Annotated in this window: 19 protein-coding genes; 5 read left to right on the forward strand and 14 right to left on the reverse strand. The window is 72.5% G+C overall.

Annotation, left to right across the window (positions count from 1 at the left end):
* Window positions 1-2: 2 nt before the first annotated feature.
* From ACZ3KP_RS24705 to ACZ3KP_RS24760, 12 genes are all read right to left on the reverse strand, one after another.
* The gene (locus ACZ3KP_RS24705; protein WP_467501761.1) at window positions 3-2,510 is read right to left on the reverse strand and encodes a serine/threonine-protein kinase; all 2,508 of its coding nucleotides are present in this window, start codon (window positions 2,508-2,510) and stop codon (window positions 3-5) included.
* Window positions 2,507-3,838: a coiled-coil domain-containing protein gene (locus ACZ3KP_RS24710; protein ID WP_467501762.1), complete on the reverse strand. Its 1,332-nt coding sequence runs from the start codon at window positions 3,836-3,838 to the stop codon at window positions 2,507-2,509. The genes ACZ3KP_RS24705 and ACZ3KP_RS24710 overlap by 4 nt, the downstream gene beginning before the upstream one ends.
* A 47-nt stretch (window positions 3,839-3,885) precedes the next feature.
* On the reverse strand, window positions 3,886-4,920 hold the full coding sequence (locus ACZ3KP_RS24715) for a glutamate ABC transporter substrate-binding protein (protein WP_467502022.1): 1,035 nt from the start codon (window positions 4,918-4,920) through the stop codon (window positions 3,886-3,888).
* Window positions 4,921-4,934: 14 nt separating this feature from the next.
* On the reverse strand, window positions 4,935-6,329 hold the full coding sequence (locus tag ACZ3KP_RS24720; RefSeq protein WP_467501763.1) for a hypothetical protein: 1,395 nt from the start codon (window positions 6,327-6,329) through the stop codon (window positions 4,935-4,937).
* A gap of 259 nt (window positions 6,330-6,588) precedes the next feature.
* On the reverse strand, window positions 6,589-7,560 hold the full coding sequence (locus ACZ3KP_RS24725; RefSeq protein WP_467501764.1) for an N-acetylglucosamine kinase: 972 nt from the start codon (window positions 7,558-7,560) through the stop codon (window positions 6,589-6,591).
* Window positions 7,551-8,819, reverse strand: coding sequence for a 6-phospho-beta-glucosidase (locus ACZ3KP_RS24730; protein WP_467501765.1), 1,269 nt, complete (start codon window positions 8,817-8,819; stop codon window positions 7,551-7,553). The genes ACZ3KP_RS24725 and ACZ3KP_RS24730 overlap by 10 nt, the downstream gene beginning before the upstream one ends.
* Window positions 8,820-8,908: 89 nt before the next feature.
* Window positions 8,909-9,805 carry a carbohydrate ABC transporter permease gene (locus ACZ3KP_RS24735; protein WP_467501766.1) on the reverse strand — a complete coding sequence of 299 codons (897 nt, stop codon included), beginning with the start codon at window positions 9,803-9,805 and terminating at the stop codon, window positions 8,909-8,911.
* Between the two features lie 2 nt (window positions 9,806-9,807).
* Window positions 9,808-10,749, reverse strand: coding sequence for a carbohydrate ABC transporter permease (locus ACZ3KP_RS24740; protein WP_467501767.1), 942 nt, complete (start codon window positions 10,747-10,749; stop codon window positions 9,808-9,810).
* A gap of 2 nt (window positions 10,750-10,751) precedes the next feature.
* A complete protein-coding gene (locus ACZ3KP_RS24745; RefSeq protein ID WP_467501768.1) occupies window positions 10,752-12,104 on the reverse strand; it encodes an ABC transporter substrate-binding protein in 1,353 nt (450 codons plus the stop codon).
* A 59-nt stretch (window positions 12,105-12,163) separates the two neighbouring features.
* Window positions 12,164-13,375 carry an ROK family transcriptional regulator gene (locus tag ACZ3KP_RS24750; RefSeq protein WP_358972643.1) on the reverse strand — a complete coding sequence of 404 codons (1,212 nt, stop codon included), beginning with the start codon at window positions 13,373-13,375 and terminating at the stop codon, window positions 12,164-12,166.
* 268 nt (window positions 13,376-13,643) lie between these two features.
* Window positions 13,644-14,279, reverse strand: coding sequence for a Uma2 family endonuclease (locus tag ACZ3KP_RS24755; RefSeq protein WP_467501769.1), 636 nt, complete (start codon window positions 14,277-14,279; stop codon window positions 13,644-13,646).
* Window positions 14,280-14,410: 131 nt separating this feature from the next.
* Window positions 14,411-15,514: a mechanosensitive ion channel family protein gene (locus ACZ3KP_RS24760; RefSeq protein WP_467501770.1), complete on the reverse strand. Its 1,104-nt coding sequence runs from the start codon at window positions 15,512-15,514 to the stop codon at window positions 14,411-14,413.
* 326 nt (window positions 15,515-15,840) lie between these two features.
* Between ACZ3KP_RS24760 and ACZ3KP_RS24765 the strand changes: the two genes are divergently transcribed.
* Complete coding sequence (locus ACZ3KP_RS24765) at window positions 15,841-16,377, forward strand: HNH endonuclease (RefSeq protein WP_046734416.1); 537 nt, start codon at window positions 15,841-15,843, stop codon at window positions 16,375-16,377.
* A 32-nt stretch (window positions 16,378-16,409) separates the two neighbouring features.
* Here ACZ3KP_RS24765 and ACZ3KP_RS24770 read toward each other — a convergent pair whose 3' ends face one another.
* Window positions 16,410-16,928, reverse strand: a complete 519-nt coding sequence (locus tag ACZ3KP_RS24770; RefSeq protein WP_467501771.1) for a hypothetical protein — start codon at window positions 16,926-16,928, stop codon at window positions 16,410-16,412.
* 121 nt (window positions 16,929-17,049) lie between these two features.
* Here ACZ3KP_RS24770 and ACZ3KP_RS24775 point away from each other — a divergent pair, with 121 nt between their 5' ends.
* The 3 genes from ACZ3KP_RS24775 to ACZ3KP_RS24785 all read left to right on the forward strand — a co-directional run bounded on the left by ACZ3KP_RS24775 (window position 17,050) and on the right by ACZ3KP_RS24785 (window position 19,946).
* On the forward strand, window positions 17,050-17,259 hold the full coding sequence (locus ACZ3KP_RS24775) for a hypothetical protein (RefSeq protein ID WP_467501772.1): 210 nt from the start codon (window positions 17,050-17,052) through the stop codon (window positions 17,257-17,259).
* A complete protein-coding gene (gene malQ / locus ACZ3KP_RS24780; protein ID WP_467501773.1) occupies window positions 17,260-19,341 on the forward strand; it encodes a 4-alpha-glucanotransferase in 2,082 nt (693 codons plus the stop codon).
* A gap of 338 nt (window positions 19,342-19,679) precedes the next feature.
* A complete protein-coding gene (locus ACZ3KP_RS24785) occupies window positions 19,680-19,946 on the forward strand; it encodes a hypothetical protein (RefSeq protein ID WP_467501774.1) in 267 nt (88 codons plus the stop codon).
* 105 nt (window positions 19,947-20,051) lie between these two features.
* On the opposite strand, the gene ACZ3KP_RS24790 is transcribed toward ACZ3KP_RS24785, so the two are convergent.
* Entirely contained in the window at window positions 20,052-20,651 is a 600-nt protein-coding gene (locus tag ACZ3KP_RS24790; RefSeq protein ID WP_358972668.1) for a TetR/AcrR family transcriptional regulator, read from the reverse strand.
* A 185-nt stretch (window positions 20,652-20,836) separates the two neighbouring features.
* On the opposite strand from ACZ3KP_RS24790, the gene ACZ3KP_RS24795 reads away from it, so the two are divergent.
* Window positions 20,837-22,270: an FAD-dependent monooxygenase gene (locus tag ACZ3KP_RS24795; RefSeq protein WP_467501775.1), complete on the forward strand. Its 1,434-nt coding sequence runs from the start codon at window positions 20,837-20,839 to the stop codon at window positions 22,268-22,270.
* Window position 22,271 lies beyond the last annotated feature (1 nt).

Genomic DNA, 22,271 nt, shown 5'->3' on the forward strand with positions numbered 1-22,271 from the left:
AACTACACCCACGTCCGGGGGCGGTAACGGTTGGCCCGTTCCACCAGGTCGATCCTCTCCTCACCGCCGGTCGCCAGTCTGGCCAGCGTGCGGTACGAGCGTTCCAGGCCGAAGCGGAGACCCCGCTCGTCCAGACCGCTGCCGAGCAGCACCCGGCCGCCGGTCGCGGACTGTACGCCCTGGCCCCCGGAGAGTATCCAGTCCAGCGCGCAGCCGAGCACCTCCGCCGACAACTGCTCACGTCTCGCCGGGTCCAGACCGTACGCGTCCAGCGCCTCGATCTGCCCGGCCGCGGCCGTCAGGTCGTCCATGAACGGCGTGTCGTCCGGCGCCGCGGTCCGGTGCCGCAACCGCGCCCGGACGGCCGCCACCCGGGCCGCCGTGTAGTGGATCGAGGCCTCCGGCACCGACTCCAGCGTCCGCACGGCACCCCGCCGGTCCCCGGCCGCCAGCTGCACCCGCGCCAGCCCGAAGGCGGCGCTCACGAAGCTCGGGTCGGTCGCCCACACCAGCCGGTAGTACTCGGCCGCGTTGTCCAGCTGGCCCAGCACCTCCGCGCACAGCCCGAGCGCCAGCTTGGGCGCGCTCTCGCCGGGGAACGCGTCGTAGATCGCGTCGAAGGACAGCGCCGCGCCCTCGAAGTCCCCGGTGACCAGGGCGGCCACGCCCCGGTACCAGACCACCCGCCAGTCGTCGGGCCGCTCGTCCTCCAGCTCGCCCAGCGCGGCCAGGGCGGCCTCGTGACCGTCGCTCTCCAGCCGGGCGCGGATCTCCCGCAGCCGGGTCTCCACGGTCCGCGTGGGCGCGGCGGCCAGCGCCCCGAGCAGCTCGCCCGGCGCCGAGGTCATCATCAGGCCCGCCAGGAAACCCGCGTTCGGGTCGCTCTGGTCGACCAGCGGAACCGGCAGGGCGAGCCCGGCGGCCGGCGTGGCGACGGCCTTCACCAGGGAGCCGGCCGCGCCGTCGGGGGCCGTCCGCGCTCCCGGCGGCTCCAGCGCGAGCGTTCTGGAGGCCACCGGCCGGGTGCCCAGCCGGGACACGTCCCCGGCCAGCCTCGGGAACAACTCCGTGTCCGTGACCTTCACCTCGGGCCCGAACAGCGTCGACAGGGCGGGCCTGGCCAGCCCGGTCTGCACCGACACGACCTCCCGCAGCACCCCGGTCAGCTGCTCGGCCATCTCCTGCGCGGAGGCGAACCGGCGGGCCGGGTCCGGGTCGGTGGCCCGCACCAGCAGCCGGTAGAACGACTCGTACTGCCGGAAGACCTCGATGGTGTCCGGGTCGGGCAGCGAGTCCACGAACACCGTCGTGTAGCCCTGGAAGTCGAAGGTGAGCACCGCCAGCGTGCGGCCCACCGTGTACAGGTCGGAGGCGACCGACGGACCCACCTCGGCGACCTCCGGCGCCTGGTAGCCGACCGTGCCGTAGATCGCCGACTCCTCGTCGTCCATGCGGCGCACCGCGCCCATGTCGATCAGCTTCAGCTGGTCCTCGGTCTGGATGGCGTTGTCGACCTTGAAGTCGCAGTACAGCAGGTTGCGGCTGTGCAGATGGCCGAGGGCCTCGAGCGCCTCGATGCCGTAGGCGCACGCCTGCTCCACCGGCAGCGGGTCGCGGCGGCCCTCCGGGGTGCGCCGGGCGTTGGCGATCTCCTTGAGGGACTTGCCGCCGACGTACTCCATGACGATGTAGCCGTCCAGGGAGCCGGTGCGCTTGTCGAGGTGCTCGACGAAGTTGTAGATCCGCACGATGTTCGCGTGCTCGATCTCCGCGAGGAACCGCCGCTCGGAGATCGCGGCGGCCATCGCGTCCTGGTCACCGGTGTCCAGGAGGCCCTTGAGGACCACCCAGCGATCGGCCACCGCCTTGTCCACGGCGAGGTAGATCCAGCCCAGGCCGCCGTGCGCCAGACAGCCCGCGACCTCGTACTGGCCGTGCACCACGTCACCGGCCTTGAGCTTGGGCACGAACGAGTACGGGTTGCCGCACTTGGTGCAGAACCCCTCGGTGCGGCCCGGCCGCTCGCCCCGGGCCCGGCCGACCGGCGCCCCGCAGTCCGAACGCGAGCAGAACCGCTTGCGCTCGGGCACCTCCGGGTTGTCCAGGACCATCTCGCGCGGGTCCGGCCTCGGCACCTGCGGCACCGCCACCAGGCCCGCGCCCAGCCGGCTGCGCCCCGACGCGCCGGTCGACGAACCCGAACTGCGCACCGACACCGAACGCCCCGTCGGCCCGCCCGACAGGGACCGCGACAGCCGCCCGGAGACCGAGCGCCGCGACTTCGACGACTGCGACGACGTCCGCGCACTGCGGCCGGTGGAACGCGCGCTCCCGCTGCCCGCCGAGTCCCGGCCGCCGGCCGTCATCCCGGTGGGCGGCGACTCCAGCGTCCCCTTCGCCGAGACGACCGGCGCGAGTCCGCAGGTGTCGCAGTACAGCTCGCCGCCGCCCACGTCCTCGTACGACCCCTCGCAGCCCGGCCGCTGGCACGACTGTCCCGCCTGGCTCATACCTGCTCCCCCCTCCGGTCCTCGGGGCCGCCCTGCTGCGGCACCCGCGGCGCCCCCAGCGCCTCGGCCGCCGCCCGCTGGTACCGCAGCACCGCCTGCTCCGCGACCCGCAGGTCGCAGGGCGCGCTCCACAGCATCCGCCGGGCCGCGTCGTACCGCTCGATCAGGAACGGGTCCTCGGCCAGCCCGTGCCGGGCCACCTTCGCCTTGTACGCGTCCAGTCGGCCGCGCAGCTCCGCGCGGACCGCGAGCGGCGCGGTGACCGCCGTCAACGACTCACGGGCCCGCAGCAGTTCGTCCTCCGCCTTCTGCTCCAGCGACTCCAGGAGCGGCGACAGCCGGTGCCACTGGGCCTGCCTGCGGTACTCGGCGGCCGTCGCCAGCTGCTCCTGGAGCGCGGTCGGCGGACCGCTCACCACCGGCACCTCGGTCGCCGCGATCTTCGCGAGGACCTCACCGCGCGCGGTACGCGCCTCGGACAGGGTGCGGTCCGCGCGGGACAGCACGTCCCGCAGCCTGATCAGCCGCGCCTCGGCGTCCTGCCGTACCGTCAGCACGGCGTCGATCTCCCGCCGCACCTCCTCCAGCGCCCGCGCCTCACGGTCGTACACCGTGGTGTCCGGACGGCCGCCGCCGGGCGCCGAACTGCCCTGTGCGGGAACCCAGAAGGCCAGCGGGTCGGAGACCACGTCCTCGCGCAGCTTCGTCAGTATGCGGGTGATCCGCTCCAGGTCGTCGCCCGCCGGGTGCTCGCCCGGGCGCACCCCGACCGAGTGCGCCAGCTTGCGGGTGCGCTGCAACTCCGCGGCGAGTAAATCGATCCGCGCGGGCAGCGCCGACCACACCGCGTCGGCGGTCACGATCATGTCGAGGGAGGTCGCGTACAGCTCGTTCATCCGGTCGACCAGCGCCGCCAGCGAGAAACGCTCGCTGAGCCGGCCCGCCGCCGACAGCAGCGTCGGCGCGTTCGCCGTCGCCGTCGCGCTGCCCGCCACCGTCACCGACTCGCCGCGCAGCAGCTCGGTCAGCTCCGCCAGGTCCTCACGGCTCGACCAGCGGCGCCGGGCCCGGATCTCCCGGGCGTCGCGCAACGCGTCCGAGTAGGCGTCGAAGTACGCCCACAGCAGGCTGATCGACGCCTCGGTGGCCGTCCACCGCTCCCGGGTCGTCCCGGTCAGCTCGGCGCCTTCGAGGAGCCTGCGGCCCGCGTGGTCCTGCAGGGCGAGCAGCGAGGTCTCGATCGCCTCGTGCTCCGCGCCGAGCCGCGCCAGCGCACGGTCCACCTCGTCCCGGTCCATCACCGGCCCGGCGGGGTCCGTGACGCCCATCGATCACCTCTCGCTCGCTCGTCGGGGCATGGCCGCGCGGATGCGGGTCAGCTCGTGCGCAGGTACTGCGGCGCGGGCGGTTTCGACGCCGTCGAGTCCGCTCCCAGTGTCGCCGAAAGCCACTTGGTGTACGAGGCCTGCCAGCCGTCGGTCCGGTACGCCACCAGGATCTGGTTGACCCGGCGTACCAGATCGGTCGCCTTCCGGTTCATCGCCACGCCGTAGTACTCGGTGGTGAACGCCGCGCCCTTCAGCTCGACCGTCGGGTCCTGCGCGGCCTGGCTGGCGGCGAGCGCGCCGTCGGTGATCACGGCGTCGACCTCGCCGAGCTGCAACCGCACCAGGCAGTCCAGCTGGTTGGGCACGACGGTCACGGCGATGGAGGAGGGCACCCGACCGGACCTGCGGTCGGCGGTCACGTCGTCGAGGGCGGTCGAACTGGCCGCCGCGCACACCCGCTTGTCCGCCAGCGTCGCGTTGTACCCGGTGATCGGCGACGACTTGGGGGCCAGCACCTGCTGACCGGTCTTGAAGTACGGCGCGGAGAAGGCGACGTCGTCCAGCCGCGCACAGGTGATGGTCATCGTGCGCACCACCATGTCGACCCGGCCCTGCTGGAGCGCCGGTATCCGCTGACTGGTCGGGATCGCCTTGAACGTCACGTCGTCGGCGTCACCGAGGATGTCCTGGGCGATCCGGTGCACCAGGTCGATGTCGAAACCCTCCAGGTCACCGCCCGCGTTGTTCGGATTGCGGTAGCCCCACCGGTAGCTGTTCTGGTCGACGCCCACGACCAGCTTCCGGGCGGCGCCCTTGCGGGCCTTGATGGCGTCGATCGTCGGACCGTCCGCGCCCGACGGCGCCCAGGTCTGGTTCTGCGCCTGCGCGTCCACACAGCTGTCGGCCCGTGCCTGGCGGCCGGTGGCCAGCCTCTGGCCCCCGGAACCGACGTCGCCGCCCTCGCCGTGGGACTGGGTGAGCGGCAGCAGCAGCACGAACGCCAGCGCCAGGACGCAGGCGAGCGCCATCGCGCCCACCCCGCCCCAGCCGCGCAGGGAGATGCGCAACCTCCGCACGAACATCGCCACGCCCCCTCTCACCGGTACTCCGAAAGCCTGCGCCCGATGCCGAACAGCGCGCCCGCCGCGGCCGCGACCCCCAGCATGGCGGCGCCGATCGGCAGGCCGGTCATCGCGTCCCGCCCGTCGGTGGCCTGCTGCTGGAACTCGCGCTGCTCGTGGTCCAACGCGCTCTTCAGGTTGGCGTCGACACTGTCGAAGCACTCGCCGGTGGCGTCCTTCGGACCGATCACCTTGGCCAGCGCCGCCGCGTAGTCGCCGCTCTCGTCCTCCTGGCGGGCGGCCGCGTGCCGTGCCTTCCACACCTTCATGTTCGCCTCGGCCGCCACCACGGGCCTGCTGCCGGCCGCGTCGTCGGCGAGCGCCGCGGCCCGGGTGAGGCCCTTGCCGAGGGTGTCCATGTCCTTGTCGAAGGCGTAGTAGTACGCGTCGTACGTCTGGTCGCCGACCTTGACGGTCTCGGCGCCGCGCGACACCAGGCTCAGGTTCTCGTTCCCGCGCGCCTTCAGGGAGGCGATGCGGGCGTCGTGCAGCACGTTCAGCGAGCGCACACCGTGGGCGTAGGAGTCGTCCAGGCCGGCCCGGGCGATGCCGTGGCCGACGACCAGCCACAGCAGCGTGCCGACGGTCGCCGCGGAGGCCGCGACCAGGCCGTGGTTGAGCACCCGGTTGGTACGCCGGTAGTGCCGCAGCTGGGCCCAGCCGAGCGCGGCGAGCGCCAGCAGACCGAGGGCGATCGCCGCCCAGGGGTACGGCGTCGCGTCCGCGTAGTCCGAGGCGAGGCGCGCGTTCTCCTTCGTGTAGAGGTCCTCCGCCGCCGGGAGCATCTCCTGCTGCATCTTCTCGTTCGCGTAGCGCAGGTAGGCGCCGCCGACCGGGTAGCCCTGCCGGTTGTAGACCCTGGCCCGCTCCACCAGCCCCTTGTACTCCGGCAGCAGCGTGTTCAGCTTCGCGACGGCCGCCTCGGCGGGGGAGCCGGGCTCGGAGTTGGCGGCGGCGGTGACCAGCCCGGCCGCGGCGTTGCGGATGTCCTGCTCGTACGTCCGGCGGGAGGCCGCCGTCTCCTGGCCGCCGGCCAGGAACCCGCTGGACGCCGCGGTGTTGGCGTCCGCCAGCGACCGGTATATGTCGGCGGCGCTCGAACTGAGCGGCTGGCTGCGGTGCAGCACGTCGTCGGCGGCGGCCGCGCGGTCGCTCGTCTGCCAGGCGGTGACGGCGCCGAACGCGACGATGAGGGCGGCGAGTACGGCGCCGATGAGGCGGAGCCGGCCGGGTTCCGTGGTGGCGGCCGCGCGCAGCCGGTCGGCGCCCTCCACGAACGCGGAGCGGCGCGGGGCGAGCCGGGGGGCCGGAGCGGGCAGGGCGGGGCCCGCTCCTGGCGGCGCCGCACTGCTTGTCGGCGGGTTTGTCACTCGACCTCCCCCATGGTCATCCGGTCGCCGCCCAGTATCGCCGCCCGGACTGCCCTTCGGCACCGGCGTTCACTGGATCTTGATCGGATCGCAGCGGAACCCCTGCCCATGAATACGCCGGGGGGATCGGTTCGGTTCCGGAGGGGTGGTGACGGTGCGTTCCGGGGCGCGGGCCGGCGGGAGCTGGTCGCGCAGTTCCCCGCCCCCCTGAAGGGGCGCTGCAGTCACGTCAGTTCCATAGCTGCGGGCACACTCCGGGTCACCCCTCGAAATAGGCGCGCACCCTCTCCTGCACAGCCGCCCCCGCCCCCGCCGCATCCAGCCCCAGCAGCGCAGCGCCCAGGACCGGGCGGGCCGTCACCACGCTCGGGACCGCCTTCGGGGCACGCGCGGACAGCAGTTCGCGTACGCCGTCGTCGAGTTGCGGATGCCCGCCGGTCAGCACCCCACCGCCCAGCAGCACCGGCGTCTCCTCGTCCAGCAGTTCGAGGCGGGTCAGCGCGACCACCGCCATCGCCACCACCTCCTGCGCCAGCCGGTCCACGACCGCCCGCGCCACCGGGTCGCCCTCGGCCGCCGTCGCGAACAGCACCGGTGTCAGTTCGTGGCGGCGGCCGTACTCGACGTGCTCCAGGTGCAGGGCCTCGATCAGGGCGTACATGGACGGCAGGCCGAAGTGCGCGGGCAGGGTGCGGGCCAGCTCCGTCGGCTCGCCCCGGCCGTCCTCCGCCCGCGCCGCGTGCCACAGCGCCTCCTCGGCCAGGCCCCAGCCGCCGCCCCAGTCACCGGAGATCCGCCCGATCGCCGGGAAGCGGGCGGTGCGGCCGTCGGGGCGCATGCCGACGCAGTTGATGCCCGCGCCGCACACCACGGCGACCCCACGGGGTTCGGCGACGCCGGCCCGCAGGATCGCGAAGGTGTCGTTGCGGACGGTCACCGAGCCGCCCCAGCCGCGGGCGGCCAGCGCCGCGGCCAACTGCTCCTCCTCCACCGGCAGATCGGCGTTGGCGAGGCAGGCGGAGACGTGCGCGGCCGAGGTGACCCCGGCGGCGGCGTACGCCTCGGAGACCGCCGCGGCCACCTCGTCCACGGCCCGCGCCACGCCCACCACCGGCGGCCGGAAGCCGCCGGCGCGGGCCGTGGCGAGGACCTCGCCGTCCGCCGCCACCACGGCGACGTCGGTCTTGCTGTTGCCCGCGTCGATGGCGAGGACACTTGCGGTCAGGCCCACGCGAGGTGCTCCCGGTTGTGCGCGATCAGTCGGTCGGTCAGGGCGTCGGCGTACTCGTACTGGCCGACCAGGGGGTGGGCGAGCAGGGCCCGGAGGACACGGTCCCGGCCGCCGCGCAGGGCCGCCTCCAGGGCCAGTTCCTCGTAGGCCGTCACGTTCGCGACGAGTCCGGCGAACAGCGGGTCCACGTCCGGGATCGGCAGCGGCCTCGGGCCGGACGGGCCGACCGCCGCCTGCACCTCGATCACCGCGTCGTCGGGCAGGAAGGGCAGCGTGCCGCCGTTGTACGTGTTCACCACCTGGTAGGGGTTCCCGGCGCTGCCGAGCAGGGCCGCGGCCAGGTCGACCGCCGCCTCCGAGTAGTAGGCGCCGCCCCGCCGGGCGAGCAGCTCCGGCTTCTCGTCCAGCGCCGGGTCGCCGTACATCTCCAGCAACCGCTCTTCCATGGCGGCGACTTCGGCGGCCCGGGACGGCTTGGTGCGCAGCTCCCGCACCACCTCGTCGTGCGCGTAGTAGTAGCGCAGGTAGTACGAGGGGATGACGCCGCCCAGGCGGTCGAGGAGTCCGGGTGGCAGCTTCAGGTCCGCGGCGATGGTCTCGCCGTGTTCCGCGAGCAGCTTGGGCAGGACGTTGTCGCCCTCGGGGCCGCCGAGGCGGACCGCCGTCTCCCAGGTGAGGTGGTTGAGGCCGAGGTGGTCGAGGTGGATCTCGGACGGCGTGACGCCGAGCAGCTGCGCGAACTTCCGCTGGAAGCCGATCGCCACGTTGCACAGCCCGACCGCCCGGTGCCCGGCCTGGAGCAGGGCGCGGGTCACGATCCCCACCGGGTTGGTGAAGTCGATGATCCAGGCGTTCGGGTTGGCACGCCGGACGCGCTCGGCGATGTCCAGGACGACCGGGACCGTGCGCAGGGCCTTGGCCAGGCCGCCGGCGCCGGTGGTCTCCTGGCCGATGCAGCCGCACTCCAGCGGCCAGGTCTCGTCCTGCTGCCGGGCCGCCTGTCCGCCGACGCGCAGCTGGAGCAGCACCGCGTCGGCGCCCTCGACCCCCGCGTCCAGGTCCGGGGTGGTGACGACGCGGCCGCCGTGTCCCTGCTTGGCGAAGATGCGCCGGGCCAGTCCGCCCACCAGTTCCAGGCGTTCGGCGGCCGGGTCCACCAGGACCAGTTCCTCGACCGGCAGGGTGTCCCGCAGGCGTGCGAAGCCGTCGACGAGTTCGGGGGTGTAGGTCGAGCCTCCGCCGACCACAGTGAGTTTCACCGGGGAATCCTCCGCTTCCGAGTGCCGGCGATCGCATCGATCGGCCGGGGGTCCGGGGGTTGTCCCCCGGGGAGATGCCGCATGCTTGGTCAACCCTTCACTCCGGTGAGCGTGACGCCCTCGACGAACGCCTTCTGGGCGAAGAAGAACACGAGGATCACGGGGGCCATGACCAGCACGGTCGCGGCCATGGTGAGGTTCCAGTCGGTGTGGTGCATGCCCTTGAACGACTCCAGGCCGTAGGAGAGGGTCCAGGCGCCCGGGTTCTCCGAGGCGTAGATCTGGGGGCCGAAGTAGTCGTTCCAGGCGTAGAAGAACTGGAACAACGCCACGGCGGCGATGCCCGGCCGCGCCATCGGGACCACCACCCTGAGCAGGGTCCTGAGATCCCCGCAGCCGTCCACCTTGGCCGCGTCCAGGTACTCGTTCGGAATCGTCGTCAGGAACTGGCGCAGCAGGAAGATGGAGAACGCGTCACCGAAGGCCATCGGCACGATCAGCGGCCACAGGGTGCCGGACAGGTCCAGCTGCTTCGCCCAGAAGAGGTACATCGGGATGATGACCACCTGGGGCGGCAGCATCATCATCGAGATCACCAGCATCAGGGAGAGGTTGCGGCCCCGGAAGCGGAACTTGGCGAGCGCGTACGCCACGGGGAGCGAGGAGATCACGGTCAGGACGGTGCCGAGGCCGGCGTAGATCAGGGTGTTCTTCCACCAGGTCGCGAAGCCCGGGGTGGTGAAGACCTTCCGGTAGTTGCCCCACTCCCAGGTGTGCGGGATCAGGTCCCGGCTGAGTGCCTGGCTGTCGCTCATCAGCGAGGTCAGGAACACGAACACGAAGGGGAGCGTGAAGAACAGGGCGGCGGCCACCCCGAGCGAGTGCACCGCCACCCAGTTCAGCAGGGCCTTGCGGCGGGCGGTGCGTGCGGCCGCGGAGACCGGCTCGCGGGACAGGTCCGCGGGGCGTTCCAGCACTTGGGTCATCGTCAGTCACCTGCCTGGATGAGACCGCCCCGGCGCCGCATCAGCAGTGCGGTGAACGCCATGGACAGGGCGAAGAGGACGAGGGCGACGACGCATGCGGAGCCGTAGTCGAAGCGCTGGAAACCGAGGTTGTAGACGAGCTGGGGAAGGGTGAGCGTCGACTTCTCCGGATACCCGGGCTCGAACTGCGTTCCCGCGCCCTGGATGACGCCGGAGGCGACCTTCCCGGCGATCAGCGGCTGCGTGTAGTACTGCATCGTCTGGATGACCCCCGTGACGACCGCGAACATCACGATCGGCGAGATGTTCGGGAGCGTGACGAACCGGAACCGCTGCCAGGCCGACGCGCCGTCAAGCTCCGCCGCCTCGTACTGCTCGGCGGGTACGTCGAGCAGCGCGGCCATGAAGATGACCATCAGGTCACCAATGCCCCACAGCGCCAGCAGGGTCAGCGCCGGCTTCGACCAGGTGGGGTCGTTGAACCAGCCCGGCGCCGGGATGCCGGTCTTCTCCAGGATCGAGTTGACCGGGCCCGTACCGGGGTTGAGGAGGAACGCGAAGGCCATGGTGGCGGCCACCGGCGGGGCCAGGTAGGGCAGGTAGAAGAGGGTGCGGAAGACTCCCGTACCCGTCTTGATCCTCGTGATGAGCATGCCGATGCCGAGGCCGAAGACGACCCGCAGCGAGACCATCACGACCACGAGCCACAGGGTGTTGCGCATCGCGGGCCAGAAGTAGGGATAGTGCTCGAAGACGTAGGTCCAGTTCTTCGTCCCGCTCCACGTCGGCGGTCTGAAACCGTCGTAGTGCATGAACGAGAAGTAGACCGTCGAGATCAGCGGATACGCGAAGAAGACCGCGAAGCCGATCAGCCAGGGCGACATGAAAGCGGCCGAGCGCAGGGCGTGCCTCCTGCGCTTCGACGCCAACGTGAGGGTGCTCATCGCTACTTGGCCTGCGCGATGTCCGTGTCGATCTGCGCGGCGGCCTGCTTCAGGCCCGCCTTCAGGTCGGTGACCTTGCCGCTCTCGTAGTCGTAGCCGAGCTGCTGGACGGTCGTCAGGTAGACGCCGCCGTTGACGGAGGCGGGCGCCGTGGTGGAGTCCGGGTTCGCGGCGATGTCCAGGAACGTCTTGAACCGCGGGTCGTACGTCAGCTTCGGCGACTTGAGGGCGGCCAGCGTGGAGGGCACGTTGTGGATGGCGTTGGAGAAGTTCACCACCGCGTCCGTGTCGGTGCTGATGTACTTCACGAACTCCCAGGCCGCGTTCTGCTTCTTGCTGGTGGCGGCGATGCCGGCGATGGTGCCGGTGATGTAGCCCTTGCCGTACTGGGCCGCCTGGTCGTCCGGGACCGGCAGCGGGGCGACACCTATGTCGAACTTCGGCTTCGCGTCCAGCGCCATCCCGAGCCGCCACTCACCGTCGAGCTGCATGGCGACCTGACCGGTCTGGAAGGGGTGCTTGGGGCCCCACTCGTCGCCCAGGGTGGCCCGGAACCGCTCCAGCTTCTGGTAGCCGCCGAGTTGGTCGACCAGCTGCTTCTGGAGCGTGAACGCCTTCTCGAAGGCCGGGTCCTTCGCCACCTGCGACGTGCCCTTGCTGTCGAAGTACGTCGGCGAGAACTGCCCGAGGTAGTGCTCGGTCGTGGTCTCCCACCCGTGGTAGTCCGGCATGAAACCGAGCTGCTTGTAGCTGTCGCCCTGAGTGATCGTCAGCTTCTTGGCGTCGGTCTCGAATGCGGACCAGGTCTTCGGCGGGCTGGTGATGCCGGCCGCCTTGAACGCCGTCTTGTTGTAGTAGAGGCCGTACGCGTCCCCGAGCAGCGGCACCGAACAGCGGTCGCCCTCGAACTGGGTGTACTCGTTCATCGCCTTCGGGAACGTCGTCCGCGGATCGATGCCCGACTTCTTGAAGAAGGGGTTGAGGTCGACCAGCGCGCCCGAGGAGCAGAACTTGCCCACGTTGTTGGTGGTGAAGGACGAGATGACGTCCGGGGCCTGGTCGCCGCCGGAGCGCAGCGCCTGATTGATCTTGTCGTCGGTCATGTTGCTGACGACCTTGACGTGGATGTTGCGGTGCGCCTTCTCGAAGCCGGCGATCAGCGCGTCGACCGCCTTCACCTCGTTCGGGGCGCTCCAGGCGTGCCAGAAGGTGATCGTGGTGTTCGCGGAGGCGTCGTCGGAGGCACCGGAGGAGGACTGCCCGGTGCAGGCGGTGGTGAGCAGGGCCAGCGAACCGGTCAGGACAGTCAGGGCGAAAGCCGTCTTTCGGGCGGGCGAGGGTGTGCGTGTGGGCATGACGGGGTCTCCCAGGGGCGGGCGGCGGGACGAGGAAGCGGGGGAACCGGGGGGCCGGGCTAGCGAGAGGTGTCGAAGACCTCGTCGCGGGTGGTCGCGAGCGCGCTCTCCAGCGCGCCGCGCAGCACGGGGTGTTCACGGACGTCGCCGACGACGAGCCGCGGCCGGGCGGCCGCCAGCTCGTCCAGCTCGGCCTGGACGAGAGCGCGCAGCACCTCGCCGCCCGCGGTGAGCACGGTGCCGCTGAGGACGACGAGTTCGGGGTCGAGGACGGAGACGAGGGAGGCGAGACCGGTGGCGAGCCGGGTCGCGTAGGTCTTCAGGAGTTCGCGGTGCGGTCCGCTGCCGTGGTCGGCGGCACGGGCGACGAGTGCGGCACCGGCCTCGGCGCGCGACCCGGTGGGCAGGTCCTCGATGCCGAGTTCCGCGGCCAGTCCGGGCAGCACCTGGGATCCGGCGAGGGCCTGGTAGCCGCCGCTGTTGGCCTTGGTGACCTGGCGCACCAGCGGGGTGCCGGGCACCGGCAGGAAGCCGACCTCGCCGGCGCCGCCGGTCCAGCCGCGGTGCAGCCGGCCGCCGAGGACCAGGGCGGCGCCGAGGCCCTCCTCGTTCCACAGCAGCACGAAGTCGCCGTGGCCGCGGGCCGCGCCGAGCCGCTGTTCGGCGATGGCGACGAGGTTGACGTCGTTCTCGTACTCGACCGGCATCGGGAGCGCGGCGGCGAGCTCGTCGAGCAGCGTGGGGGAGTGCCAGCCGGGCAGGTGCGAGGCGTAGCGCAGGCGGCCGGTGTTCGGATCGAAGGCGCCCGGGGTGCCGATGACCAGCCGGCGGATGTCGTCCCGGGCCAGCCCGGCCGCCTTCACCGCGCCGTCGAGGGCGTCGGTGACCTGTCGTACGACGGACTGGGCGGAGCGGCGCCCCGGGGTGGGGAGTGCGTACTCGCCGACGGTGCGGCCGGTGATGTCGGCGACGGCGGCGCGGATCCGCTCCGGGGTGACGTCGAGTCCCGCGGCGTGGCCGGCGGCCGGGTTCACCGCGTACAGCTGGGCGTTGGGGCCGGGCCGGCCCTCGCTGGTGCCGGTGGCCAGGACCAGCCCGGCCGCCTCCAGGCGGGCCAGCAGCTGGGAGGCGGTCGGCTTGGAGAGGCCGGTGAGCTTGCCGATCCGGGTGCGGGACAGCGGGCCGTGCTCCAGCAGCAGGTCGAGTGCGGCGCGGTCGTTCATGGCGCGCAGCACGCGCGGGGTGCCCGGCGTACCGGCGGTTCCTGCCATGTGGTTCGACACCTGCCTTTCCAACCGCTCAGTTTCCCAGTGACCAGGGTGATCGTCCAGCCGGGTGACGCGTCCGGACGGCCGCCCCAGATCACTGTTAGGAAAGTTTCCTGTTGGCTGGAAACGTAGGGCGCCGGGCGGGGGCCGTCAAGAGACCCCGGGTGCGGCAATCCAGTCGTTACCTGGGCCGGGAGGGTCGCGCACAGGCGAAAGGCCCGTCCGGGGGGCCGGGCGGGCCTGGGGGCACGGGGACCGCGGCGCGCTCCGGTCAGTCGGCCAGGAAGGGGGCGGTGTCGAGGGTGGGGTAGGGGGGTGGGATGGGGAGGGGGCGGCCGAGAGTGACTTTCGTTTCGGCGCGGTAGCGACCGGCGGTGAGGTCGTCGCCCGTGGTCTCCGGGTCGTAGAAGCAGTGGGCCGTCCGCTTCCTGCGGTGGATCAGGACGTAGACGGGTACGCCGGCGTTTGCGTAGATCCGGAGCTTGGGGCCGGTGTCCATTTCGTGGTTCGTGGACGTCACCTCGCCCACCAGGGCGACCATGTCGATCGGGTACCAGCCCTTGTGGGACTTGGCGTAGGCCTCGTCCAGGTCCGTGGACCTGCGGCGGCGGACGTAGAAGTCGGGGACGAGCAGGGCCTGGGTCCGACCGTCCTTGTGCGCGGCCCGGAATCCCATGCCGAAGCCTGCCAGCGGGAAGCCCGCGGTGTTGAGTTGGAGAAACAACTGCGCGATGACGTCGCTGTGCTCTTCGTCCGGCTGAGGCGGCACGATGCCCGTCTCCTCGAGGTACTCCGCCCGAATCGGCATCGGCGCGGCCGCCTCTTCGAACGAGATCAACAAGTCGATGGGGTCCACTTGCGGCACGACCGGCTCCATGACCTTCTCCATGATCGGCTCGGCGCTCATCCCTGGTCTCCTCACGCTGATGCCAGGCTAAGCCTGCGCTGGATGCCCCGGCAGAACGATGGGGCACCCGGCGCGCTCCTCGCGCCGGAATGCCCCACCCCTCACTCGAACGAGTGTGCTGAACCGTTCCGCTACTTCCCGGGGGCCGTCGAGCGCTGCGGAGGTATCGGCGTCGTCGCCGCCACCTGCGGGGAGTCCGCGTCCGCGAAGGCGGCCGGGGGCGCCACCGCCGCCACCGGATCCGCGGCCTCGTCCTCGGAGAGGGCGGTCGGGGCGCCGCCGACGATCCGGATGTCCGCCGCGTCGAAGGCCCGCTTGATCCGCCAGCGCAGCTCCCGCTCCACGGTCAGCGCCTTGCCCGGCATGGTCTTGGCGGAGAGCCGCACCACCATGGAGTCGATCAGCACGGAGTCCAGGCCGAGGATCTGGATCGGGCTCCACAGCAGCTCGTTCCAGGGCTCCTCCTTCGCCATCTTCTCGGCGACCTCGTCGAGCGTGGCCCGGACCTGGTCCAGGTCCTCGCTGGACCGCAGGGTGACGTCGACCCCGGCGGTGGCCCAGCCCTGCGAGAGGTTGCCGATGCGCTTGACCTCGCCGTTGCGGACGTACCAGATCTCACCGTTGTCGCCGCGCAGCTTGGTCACCCGCAGGCCCACCTCGATCACCTCGCCGGAGGCCACCCCCGCGTCGATCGTGTCGCCGACGCCGTACTGGTCCTCCAGGATCATGAAGACGCCGGACAGGAAGTCCGTGACCAGGTTGCGGGCGCCGAAACCGATCGCGACACCGGCGACCCCGGCCGAGGCCAGCAGCGGCGCGAGGTTGATCTGGAAGGCGGACAGCACGGTCAGCGCCGCGGTGCCCAGGATCACGAAGCTCGCCACCGACCGCAGCACGGACCCGATCGCCTGCGACCGCTGCCGCCGCCGCTCGGCGTTGACCAGCAGCCCGCCGAGGGTGGTGCCCTCCGCGGACTCGACCGTCCGGTTCATCCGGTCGATGAGCTTGGTGATCGCCCGCAGCACGACCCTTCTGAGCACCACCGCGATCACCAGGATCAGCAGCACCTTCAGACCGATCGCCAGCCAGGTCGACCAGTTCTGCTCGACCCAGCTGGCCGCGTTGGTGGCGCTCTCCTGGGCGTCCTGGAGCGTGGGCACCACCGGGGTCGACGATCCCGAGGGGGACGGCGACGGCGACGTACCGGCGGCCAGTAGGACGGCGGGCAAGGACACGGCGGGTACCTCCAGGCGGTGCGGTACTGCCCTCCGGCACGGCGATCAAGGTCAGGTACGGCGGTTCAAGGTCACGAAAAGGTCACCGGACGAGCAGGAGCACCACACTAACGGGGCATTGTGTGGAGCCCGGACCGATACGCGAAGGAGAGACCGCGCTCACTCCCGCTTGAACAGGGCGTCGACCGGGGGATGAATGCGATGTGGTCGAAAACACTCCCAGCCCGTTACGCGGACATGGTGGCGCGGCCACCAGCCCAGAGGGGAGACTGGCCACAGATCGTCCCGGCGCGAGCCACGCGCCGCCGACGCCCAAGGAGGCACCCGTGCCGCATGTCCTGGTCCTCAACGCGTCGTACGAGCCGCTCGGCGTCGTACCGCTCCGCCGCGCGCTCGTCCTCGTCCTCGAGAACAAGGCAGTCGCCTTGGAGGACTCCGGCGCCTATATGCACAGCGCGACCGTCACAGTCCCCGCACCCAGCGTGGTCCGGCTCAAGCGATTCGTACGGGTTCCCTACCGGGGGCCCGTTCCTCTCACCCGAAGGGCGCTCTTCGCCCGCGACGGGGGCCGGTGCATGTACTGCGGTGGCGTCGCAACCAGCGTCGACCACGTCATCCCGCGCAGTCGCGGGGGTCAGCACGTCTGGGACAACGTGGTGGCGTCGTGCCGCCGCTGCAACCACGTCAAGGCCGACCGCCATCTCGTCGAGATCGGCTGGCGGCTGCGGCACAAACCAGCCCCACCCACCGGCCTGGCCTGGCGCATCATCGGCACCGGCCATAGGGACCCGCGCTGGCTGCCCTACTTGCAGCCCTACGGCGCGGACGACGCCCTGGCCCGGATCGACGGCATCTCCGCCTGACGATCCGGGCTTTCGCATCCCCCGTGGCGGCCTCAGCCACGGGGCCCTTCGGCACGTGCGCCGCGTACGACGTAGAGCGCGCCGCCCACCGCGAAAGCGCCCAGCGCGGCCGCCCAGGCGCCCGGTTGCGACCCCGGTTGCACCGGCCACGCCCACACCGGCACCGTGCTTCCGTGCGCCCCCGCCGAGCCCAGGTACACCGCAGTGACGTAACCGAAGGCCGGCAGCCAGCTCAGCCGGGCGCCGAGCGGCACGGCCGCCGCCGCGACCAGCCCCGTGGAGCCGAGGGTGTTGCGGAGCACGGCCGGCGGCCCGAACACCTCCGGATGCCCCAGCACCGCCAGGGGCAGCAGGACGGACGCGAGCGCCGTCAGCCCGGCCAGCTGCGCCAGCCGCCGCGGCCGTACGGCCGTCCGGTCCAGCTCGGCGCAGGGCGAGTGCAGGCTCACCCCGATCACCGCGGCCGCCGGCAGCGGGGCCGGCGCGACGACCGGCACCCGGCGGTCCGGGTCCAGGTAGCCGTCCAGCGAGGCCGCCGCCCAGACGATCACCTGGACGCGGACGGTTCGCGTGGCGGGGGAGGGTCATCGGGAGTGGCCCCGCGGCGACTGGGTAGGCCTGCCCTGACGCGGCACACGCCGCGCCACCCGACGTGAGGACAAGGAGGCCACCGTGGCCGCAACGGCTCATCATCCGATCCCGGCCCAGTTCAAACCCCCGGTGCAGACCGTGGAGGAACCCTGCTGGTGCGTGTTCAGCGCCGAGGCCGCCCGGGTCCAGGCGCCGCTGACCAGCGAGCCGCCGCTGCCCGACGCCGAGCCCCTCACCAGTGAACCGCCGCTCGCCGACGCCGCCCCCCTGACCAGCGAGCCGGGGTTGTAGATGAGCGAAGCCCTCGGCACTCCCCTCGACGGGGAGCTGTCCCGGCTGGCGGAGCTGCACGGTGTCGCCACCTCCTACAGCCCGTCCCCCGACCGTACGGTCCCCGCCTCCCCGTCCGCCGTGATCGCCGTGCTCGGCGCCCTGGGCGTCGACGCGAGCGGCCCGCAAGCCGTCCGCGCCGCCCTCGCCGACCGCGAGCGCCACCTCGCCGAACGGCTGCTGCCGCCGACCGCCGTCCACTGGGCCGGCACCGGCGCGATCGACCTCGGCCTGCCCGCCGGCACCCGCGTCGAGGTGCGCACGGAGGACGGGCAGCCGCGCGGCGACACCCGGGACCTGCCGCCCGGGGTGCACGAGGTGACCGCCACCGCGCCCGACGGCCGCACCGCCCGCTGCCACCTCGTCGTCGCTCCCGACCGGCTGCCCACCCTCGCCGCCCGCTCGTACGGACTCCTCGTGCAGCTCTACTCGCTGCTCTCCCGGCACTCCTGGGGCATGGGCGACCTCGCCGACCTCGCCGACCTGGCCGACTGGGCCGCACGCACCGCCGGCGCCGGTTTCGTACAGGTCAACCCGCTGCACGCGGCCGTACCCGGCGCCCCCACCGACCCGTCCCCCTACCGCCCCTCCTCCCGCCGCTTCCCCGACCCGGTCCACCTGCGGCTGGAGTCGGTCCCCGAGTACGACCGGCAGGACGCCTTCGCGGAACGCGCCCGGCAGCTGCGCTCCGCCGTCCTCGACCAGGGCGCCCTCATCGACCGGGACGCGGTGTGGGAACTGAAGCGCGAGGCGCTGGAAGCGGTGGCCGCCGTACCGCTCGGCCCCGCACGGCAGGCCGCCTACGACGCCTTCCGCACCGAACAGGGCCAGGCCCTGGAGGACCACGCCACCTGGTACGCGCTCGCCGAACGGCACGGCTCCGACTGGCACCGCTGGCCCGAGCCGCTGCGCGACCCCCGCTCGCCCGAGACCGCCCGCGCCCGTACCGAACTCGCCGACCGCGTCGCCTTCCACTCCCGGCTGGCCTGGCTCACCGACACCCAGCTCACCGCCGCCCAGCGCGCCGCCCGCGAGGCCGGGATGCCCGTCGGGATCGTGCACGACCTCGCCGTGGGCGTGCACCCGCAGGGCGCCGACGCCTGGGCGCAGCGCGACTTCTTCGCCGCCGGGATGTCCGTGGGCGCCCCGCCCGACGCCTTCAACGCCCGTGGCCAGGACTGGGGTCTGCCGCCCTGGCGCCCCGACCGTCTGGCCGCCTCCGGATACGCACCGTACCGGGACCTCCTGCGCGCCCTCTTCCGGTACGCGGGCGCCCTGCGCATCGACCACGTGATGGGCCTGTTCCGGCTGTGGTGGGTTCCGGCGGGCAGCCCGCCCACCGAAGGCACCTACGTCCGCTACGACGCCGAGGCCATGCTCGCCCTGCTGGCCCTGGAGGCGACCCGGGCGGGCGCCGTGGTGATCGGCGAGGACCTGGGGACCGTGGAACCGGGCGTCCGCGAGAGGCTCCAGCGACACGGCGTGCTCGGCACGTCCGTCCTCTGGTTCGAACGGGACTGGGACGGCGACGGCCGCCCCCTGCCCCCGGAACGCTGGCGCGCCGACTGCCTCGCCACCGCCACCACCCACGACCTCCCGCCCACCGCCGCCCGTCTCACCGGCGAACACGTCGAACTCCGCGACCGGCTGGGCCTGTCGACCCGTCCGCTGGCCCAGGAACGGGCGGACGCCAAGGCCGACACGGCGGAGTGGCTGGCGCTGCTGATCAGCCTCGGCCTGCTCGCCGGGACCGATGTCGGCGACGAGGAGGCCGAGATCCGTGCCGTCCACCGCTTCCTGCTCCGCACCCCGGCCCGCATGGTCGGCGTCTGGCTCCCGGACGCCATCGGCGACCGCCGCCCGCAGAACCTCCCCGGCACCTGGGACCAGTATCCGAACTGGCGCCTGCCCATCGCCGACCCGAAGGGCCGCCCGGTGACCCTGGAGGAGCTCCAGGGGTCGGAGCGGGTACGGGCGCTGCTGGCGGTGCTCCGGGAGGACGGCGCCGCCGCCGCCGACGCCGCCGACGCCTCCGGCGCTTGACGGGGGGACCGGTTCGGCAGGCGCCTCGGGGACGCCTCGGGGGACCGCTTCAGGGCGCGGCGACGGGCGGCGGCGGGTCCCGGGGCGGTCGGCACGGCGCCCGGAGCCGGCTAGGGCCTGTCTGACAATTCCCGCCTGCCTCGCGACGCCATGCACGCACTCTCGCCGCACCGGGCCCTGACCCAAGTACGTCCAGTACGTGGGTCAGGGCCCGGCACGCCGAGAGCACGCACCTGACGCCGCGAGGCCGCCCTCCGGGCGACGACGGGAATTGTCAGACAGGCCCTAGGGGGACCCCGGGCGCGCGTCCCCGAAGGCGGCCAGCTAACTTGGGGACCGTGGACAAGAAGAACGCCCTGCGCGCCGGCGCCCTGGCTGCCGGTACGACGCTGATGATGCTGCTCATGTCGTCCCCTGCCCTCGCGCTCACGCGTGACGACGGCGACGACCCCGGCAAGGGCCTGAGCGTCGTCGAGACGCTGGGCCTCTACGTCCTGACCCCGCTCGTGCTGTTCGGGATCATCGCCGGCCTGGTGATGGTGCTGGACAAGTCCACGGTCCGGGTCGTCAAGCCCGGCTCGACGAAGGCCAAGGCGAAGGTCTGACCTCCGCCGCACCACTTCTCCGCTTCTTCGCCGAGGGCGCCGGTCGCCCTCCGTACGGACCGCAACGGCGCGTACGGAGGCCGACCGGCGCCCTCGGCGCGTTCCTCAGGGGCTCGGCGCGGTCAGATACCGCTGCACGGTCGGCCCGACCCACGCCAGGATCTCCGACCGGTCGAGCTCCACGACCGGGGGCAGCCGCAGCACATAGCGGGTGAGGGCGAGCCCCAGCAGCTGCGCGGCGCACAGCCCCGCCCGCGTCCGCACCTGCTCCGGGTCCGGGCACACCCGCTGGGCCACCGGCACCACCTGCTCCCGGAAGATGCCCTGCAGCCGCTCGGCCCCCGCCTTGTTGGTGACGCCGACCCGCAGTACCGCGGTGAGTTCCTCGTTCGCCTCCCAGAGGGTCAGCAAGTGTCCCACCAGCGCGTGCCCGACCTCGTCGCGCGGCACCCCGGAGAGGTCCGGCATCCGCAGGTCGAGCGTGACGGCCGCGGCGAACAGGCCGTCCTTGTTGCCGAAGTAGCGCATGACCATGGAGGGGTCGATGCGGGCGTCCCTGGCGATGGCGCGGATGGTGGCGCGCTCGTAGCCGTCGGTGGCGAAGCGCTCGCGCGCGGCGGCCAGGATCGCGGAGCGGCTGGCGTCGGAGCGACGCGTCGGCGGGCCGCTCGCGGGTTCTGTGCGTTTACTGGGAGTGCCGGTCATGCCAACGAGCGTAGGCCAACATCCGTGGGCCAACAAGTGTTGACTACGATCTCCGGCTCGGCCTAGGCTTGCCAACAGGCGTTGACCAACGCTCGCAGGCCAACGCCGGAAGGCCAACGCCCGTAGGCCAACCTGTGCAGGTCAACGCCCGTACGCCCACAAGCGTCGGCATCAAGGAGGCCCCCATGCACGGCACCAGTGGCACCGCCCGCGTGATCGTCGTCGGCTCCGGCCCCACCGGCCTCCTCCTGGCCGGTGACCTCGCCACCGCCGGCGTCCCGGTCACCCTCCTCGAAAAGCGCCCCCACGGCATCAGCAACCTCTCCCGCGCCTTCGTCCTGCACGCCCGCGCCCTGGAGCAGCTCGACGCCCGAGGAGTCGCCGACGAACTGGAGGCGGTCGGCCGCCCCATCACCCGCCTCGACCTCTTCGACGGCCTCACCCTCGACCTCGGCACCCTCCCCTCCCGCTTCCACCACGTCCTCGTCCTCCCGCAGTACGAGGTCGAGAAGGCGCTGGAGCGCCGGGCGGTGGCGGCGGGCGTCGACTTCCGCCACGAGTCCGAGGTGACCGGGCTGACCCAGGACGCCGACGGGGTCACCGTGCGCATCAAGGGCGCCGAGGACCTGCGCGCCGCATACGTCGTCGGTGCCGACGGGATGCGCAGCGCGGTGCGGGAGGCGGTCGGGATGCCGTTCCCGGGGCGGTCGGCGATCCGGTCCGTCGTCCTCGCCGACGTGCTGCTCGCCGAGCGGCCCGAGACGGTGCTCACGGCCGGCGCGGTGGGCGACGCGTTCGCGTTCCTCGCGCCCTTCGGCGACGGCTACCACCGGGTCATCTGCTGGCACCGCGGCCGCGACGTCCCCGACCACGAGCCGGTCGGCCTCGACGAGATCAAGGAGATCACCAGGCTGGCGCTGGGCCGGGACTACGGGATGCACGACCCCCGCTGGATGTCCCGCTTCCACAGCGACGAGCGCCAGGTCCCCCAGTACCGGGTCGGCCGGGTCCTCCTGGCGGGCGACGCCGCGCACGTGCACACCCCGGCGGGCGGCCAGGGCATGAACACGGGCCTCCAGGACGCGGCCAACCTGAGCTGGAAGCTCGCCGCCGTCCTGCACGGCCACGCGGCCCCCGGCCTGCTCGACACCTACCAGAGCGAACGCCACCCCGTCGGCAGGACGGTCCTGCGCAGCAGCGGCGCGATTGTCCGGCTCGCGATGGCCAAGGGCTGGCAGCTGCCGGTGCGCGCCGCCCTCGCGACCGCACTGAGTCACTTCGCCCCGGCCCGCCGCCGGGCGATCGGCCAGGTCACCGGCATCGGCTACCGGTACCCGGCGCCGAGGGGCGCCCACCCCCTCACCGGCGCCCGCGTCCCCGACCTCGCGTTGGCCGGCGGCGGGCGTCTGTACGAGGCCCTGCGCGGCGGCCGGTTCGTACTGGTCACCCCGGGTCCGTACGACGTGGACCCGGCGCGCGCGGACCGCCTGGCCGCCGCCCACTGGAGGAGCGACCGCCGGACGACCCTTTTGGTGCGCCCCGACGGCTACGCGGCCTGGGCGGCCGAGAACGCCGGGCAGACGGACATCGAGAGGGCGCTGGCCGCCCACGTGGGCTGAG

It is taken from the genome of Streptomyces sp. NPDC020958 (assembly GCF_055562175.1).

Excerpts from the sequence above, each read along its gene's own strand:
- ACZ3KP_RS24705 (WP_467501761.1), bottom strand. The coding sequence starts at position 2,510 with ATGAGCCAGGCGGGACAGTCGTGCCAGCGGCCGGGCTGCGAGGGGTCG.
- ACZ3KP_RS24750 (WP_358972643.1), bottom strand. The coding sequence starts at position 13,375 with ATGGCAGGAACCGCCGGTACGCCGGGCACCCCGCGCGTGCTGCGCGCC.
- malQ (WP_467501773.1), top strand. The coding sequence starts at position 17,260 with ATGAGCGAAGCCCTCGGCACTCCCCTCGACGGGGAGCTGTCCCGGCTG.
- ACZ3KP_RS24745 (WP_467501768.1), bottom strand. The coding sequence starts at position 12,104 with ATGCCCACACGCACACCCTCGCCCGCCCGAAAGACGGCTTTCGCCCTG.
- ACZ3KP_RS24755 (WP_467501769.1), bottom strand. The coding sequence starts at position 14,279 with ATGAGCGCCGAGCCGATCATGGAGAAGGTCATGGAGCCGGTCGTGCCG.
- ACZ3KP_RS24795 (WP_467501775.1), top strand. The coding sequence starts at position 20,837 with ATGCACGGCACCAGTGGCACCGCCCGCGTGATCGTCGTCGGCTCCGGC.
- ACZ3KP_RS24715 (WP_467502022.1), bottom strand. The coding sequence starts at position 4,920 with ATGTTCGTGCGGAGGTTGCGCATCTCCCTGCGCGGCTGGGGCGGGGTG.
- ACZ3KP_RS24790 (WP_358972668.1), bottom strand. The coding sequence starts at position 20,651 with ATGACCGGCACTCCCAGTAAACGCACAGAACCCGCGAGCGGCCCGCCG.
- ACZ3KP_RS24740 (WP_467501767.1), bottom strand. The coding sequence starts at position 10,749 with ATGAGCACCCTCACGTTGGCGTCGAAGCGCAGGAGGCACGCCCTGCGC.
- ACZ3KP_RS24710 (WP_467501762.1), bottom strand. The coding sequence starts at position 3,838 with ATGGGCGTCACGGACCCCGCCGGGCCGGTGATGGACCGGGACGAGGTG.
- ACZ3KP_RS24735 (WP_467501766.1), bottom strand. The coding sequence starts at position 9,805 with ATGACCCAAGTGCTGGAACGCCCCGCGGACCTGTCCCGCGAGCCGGTC.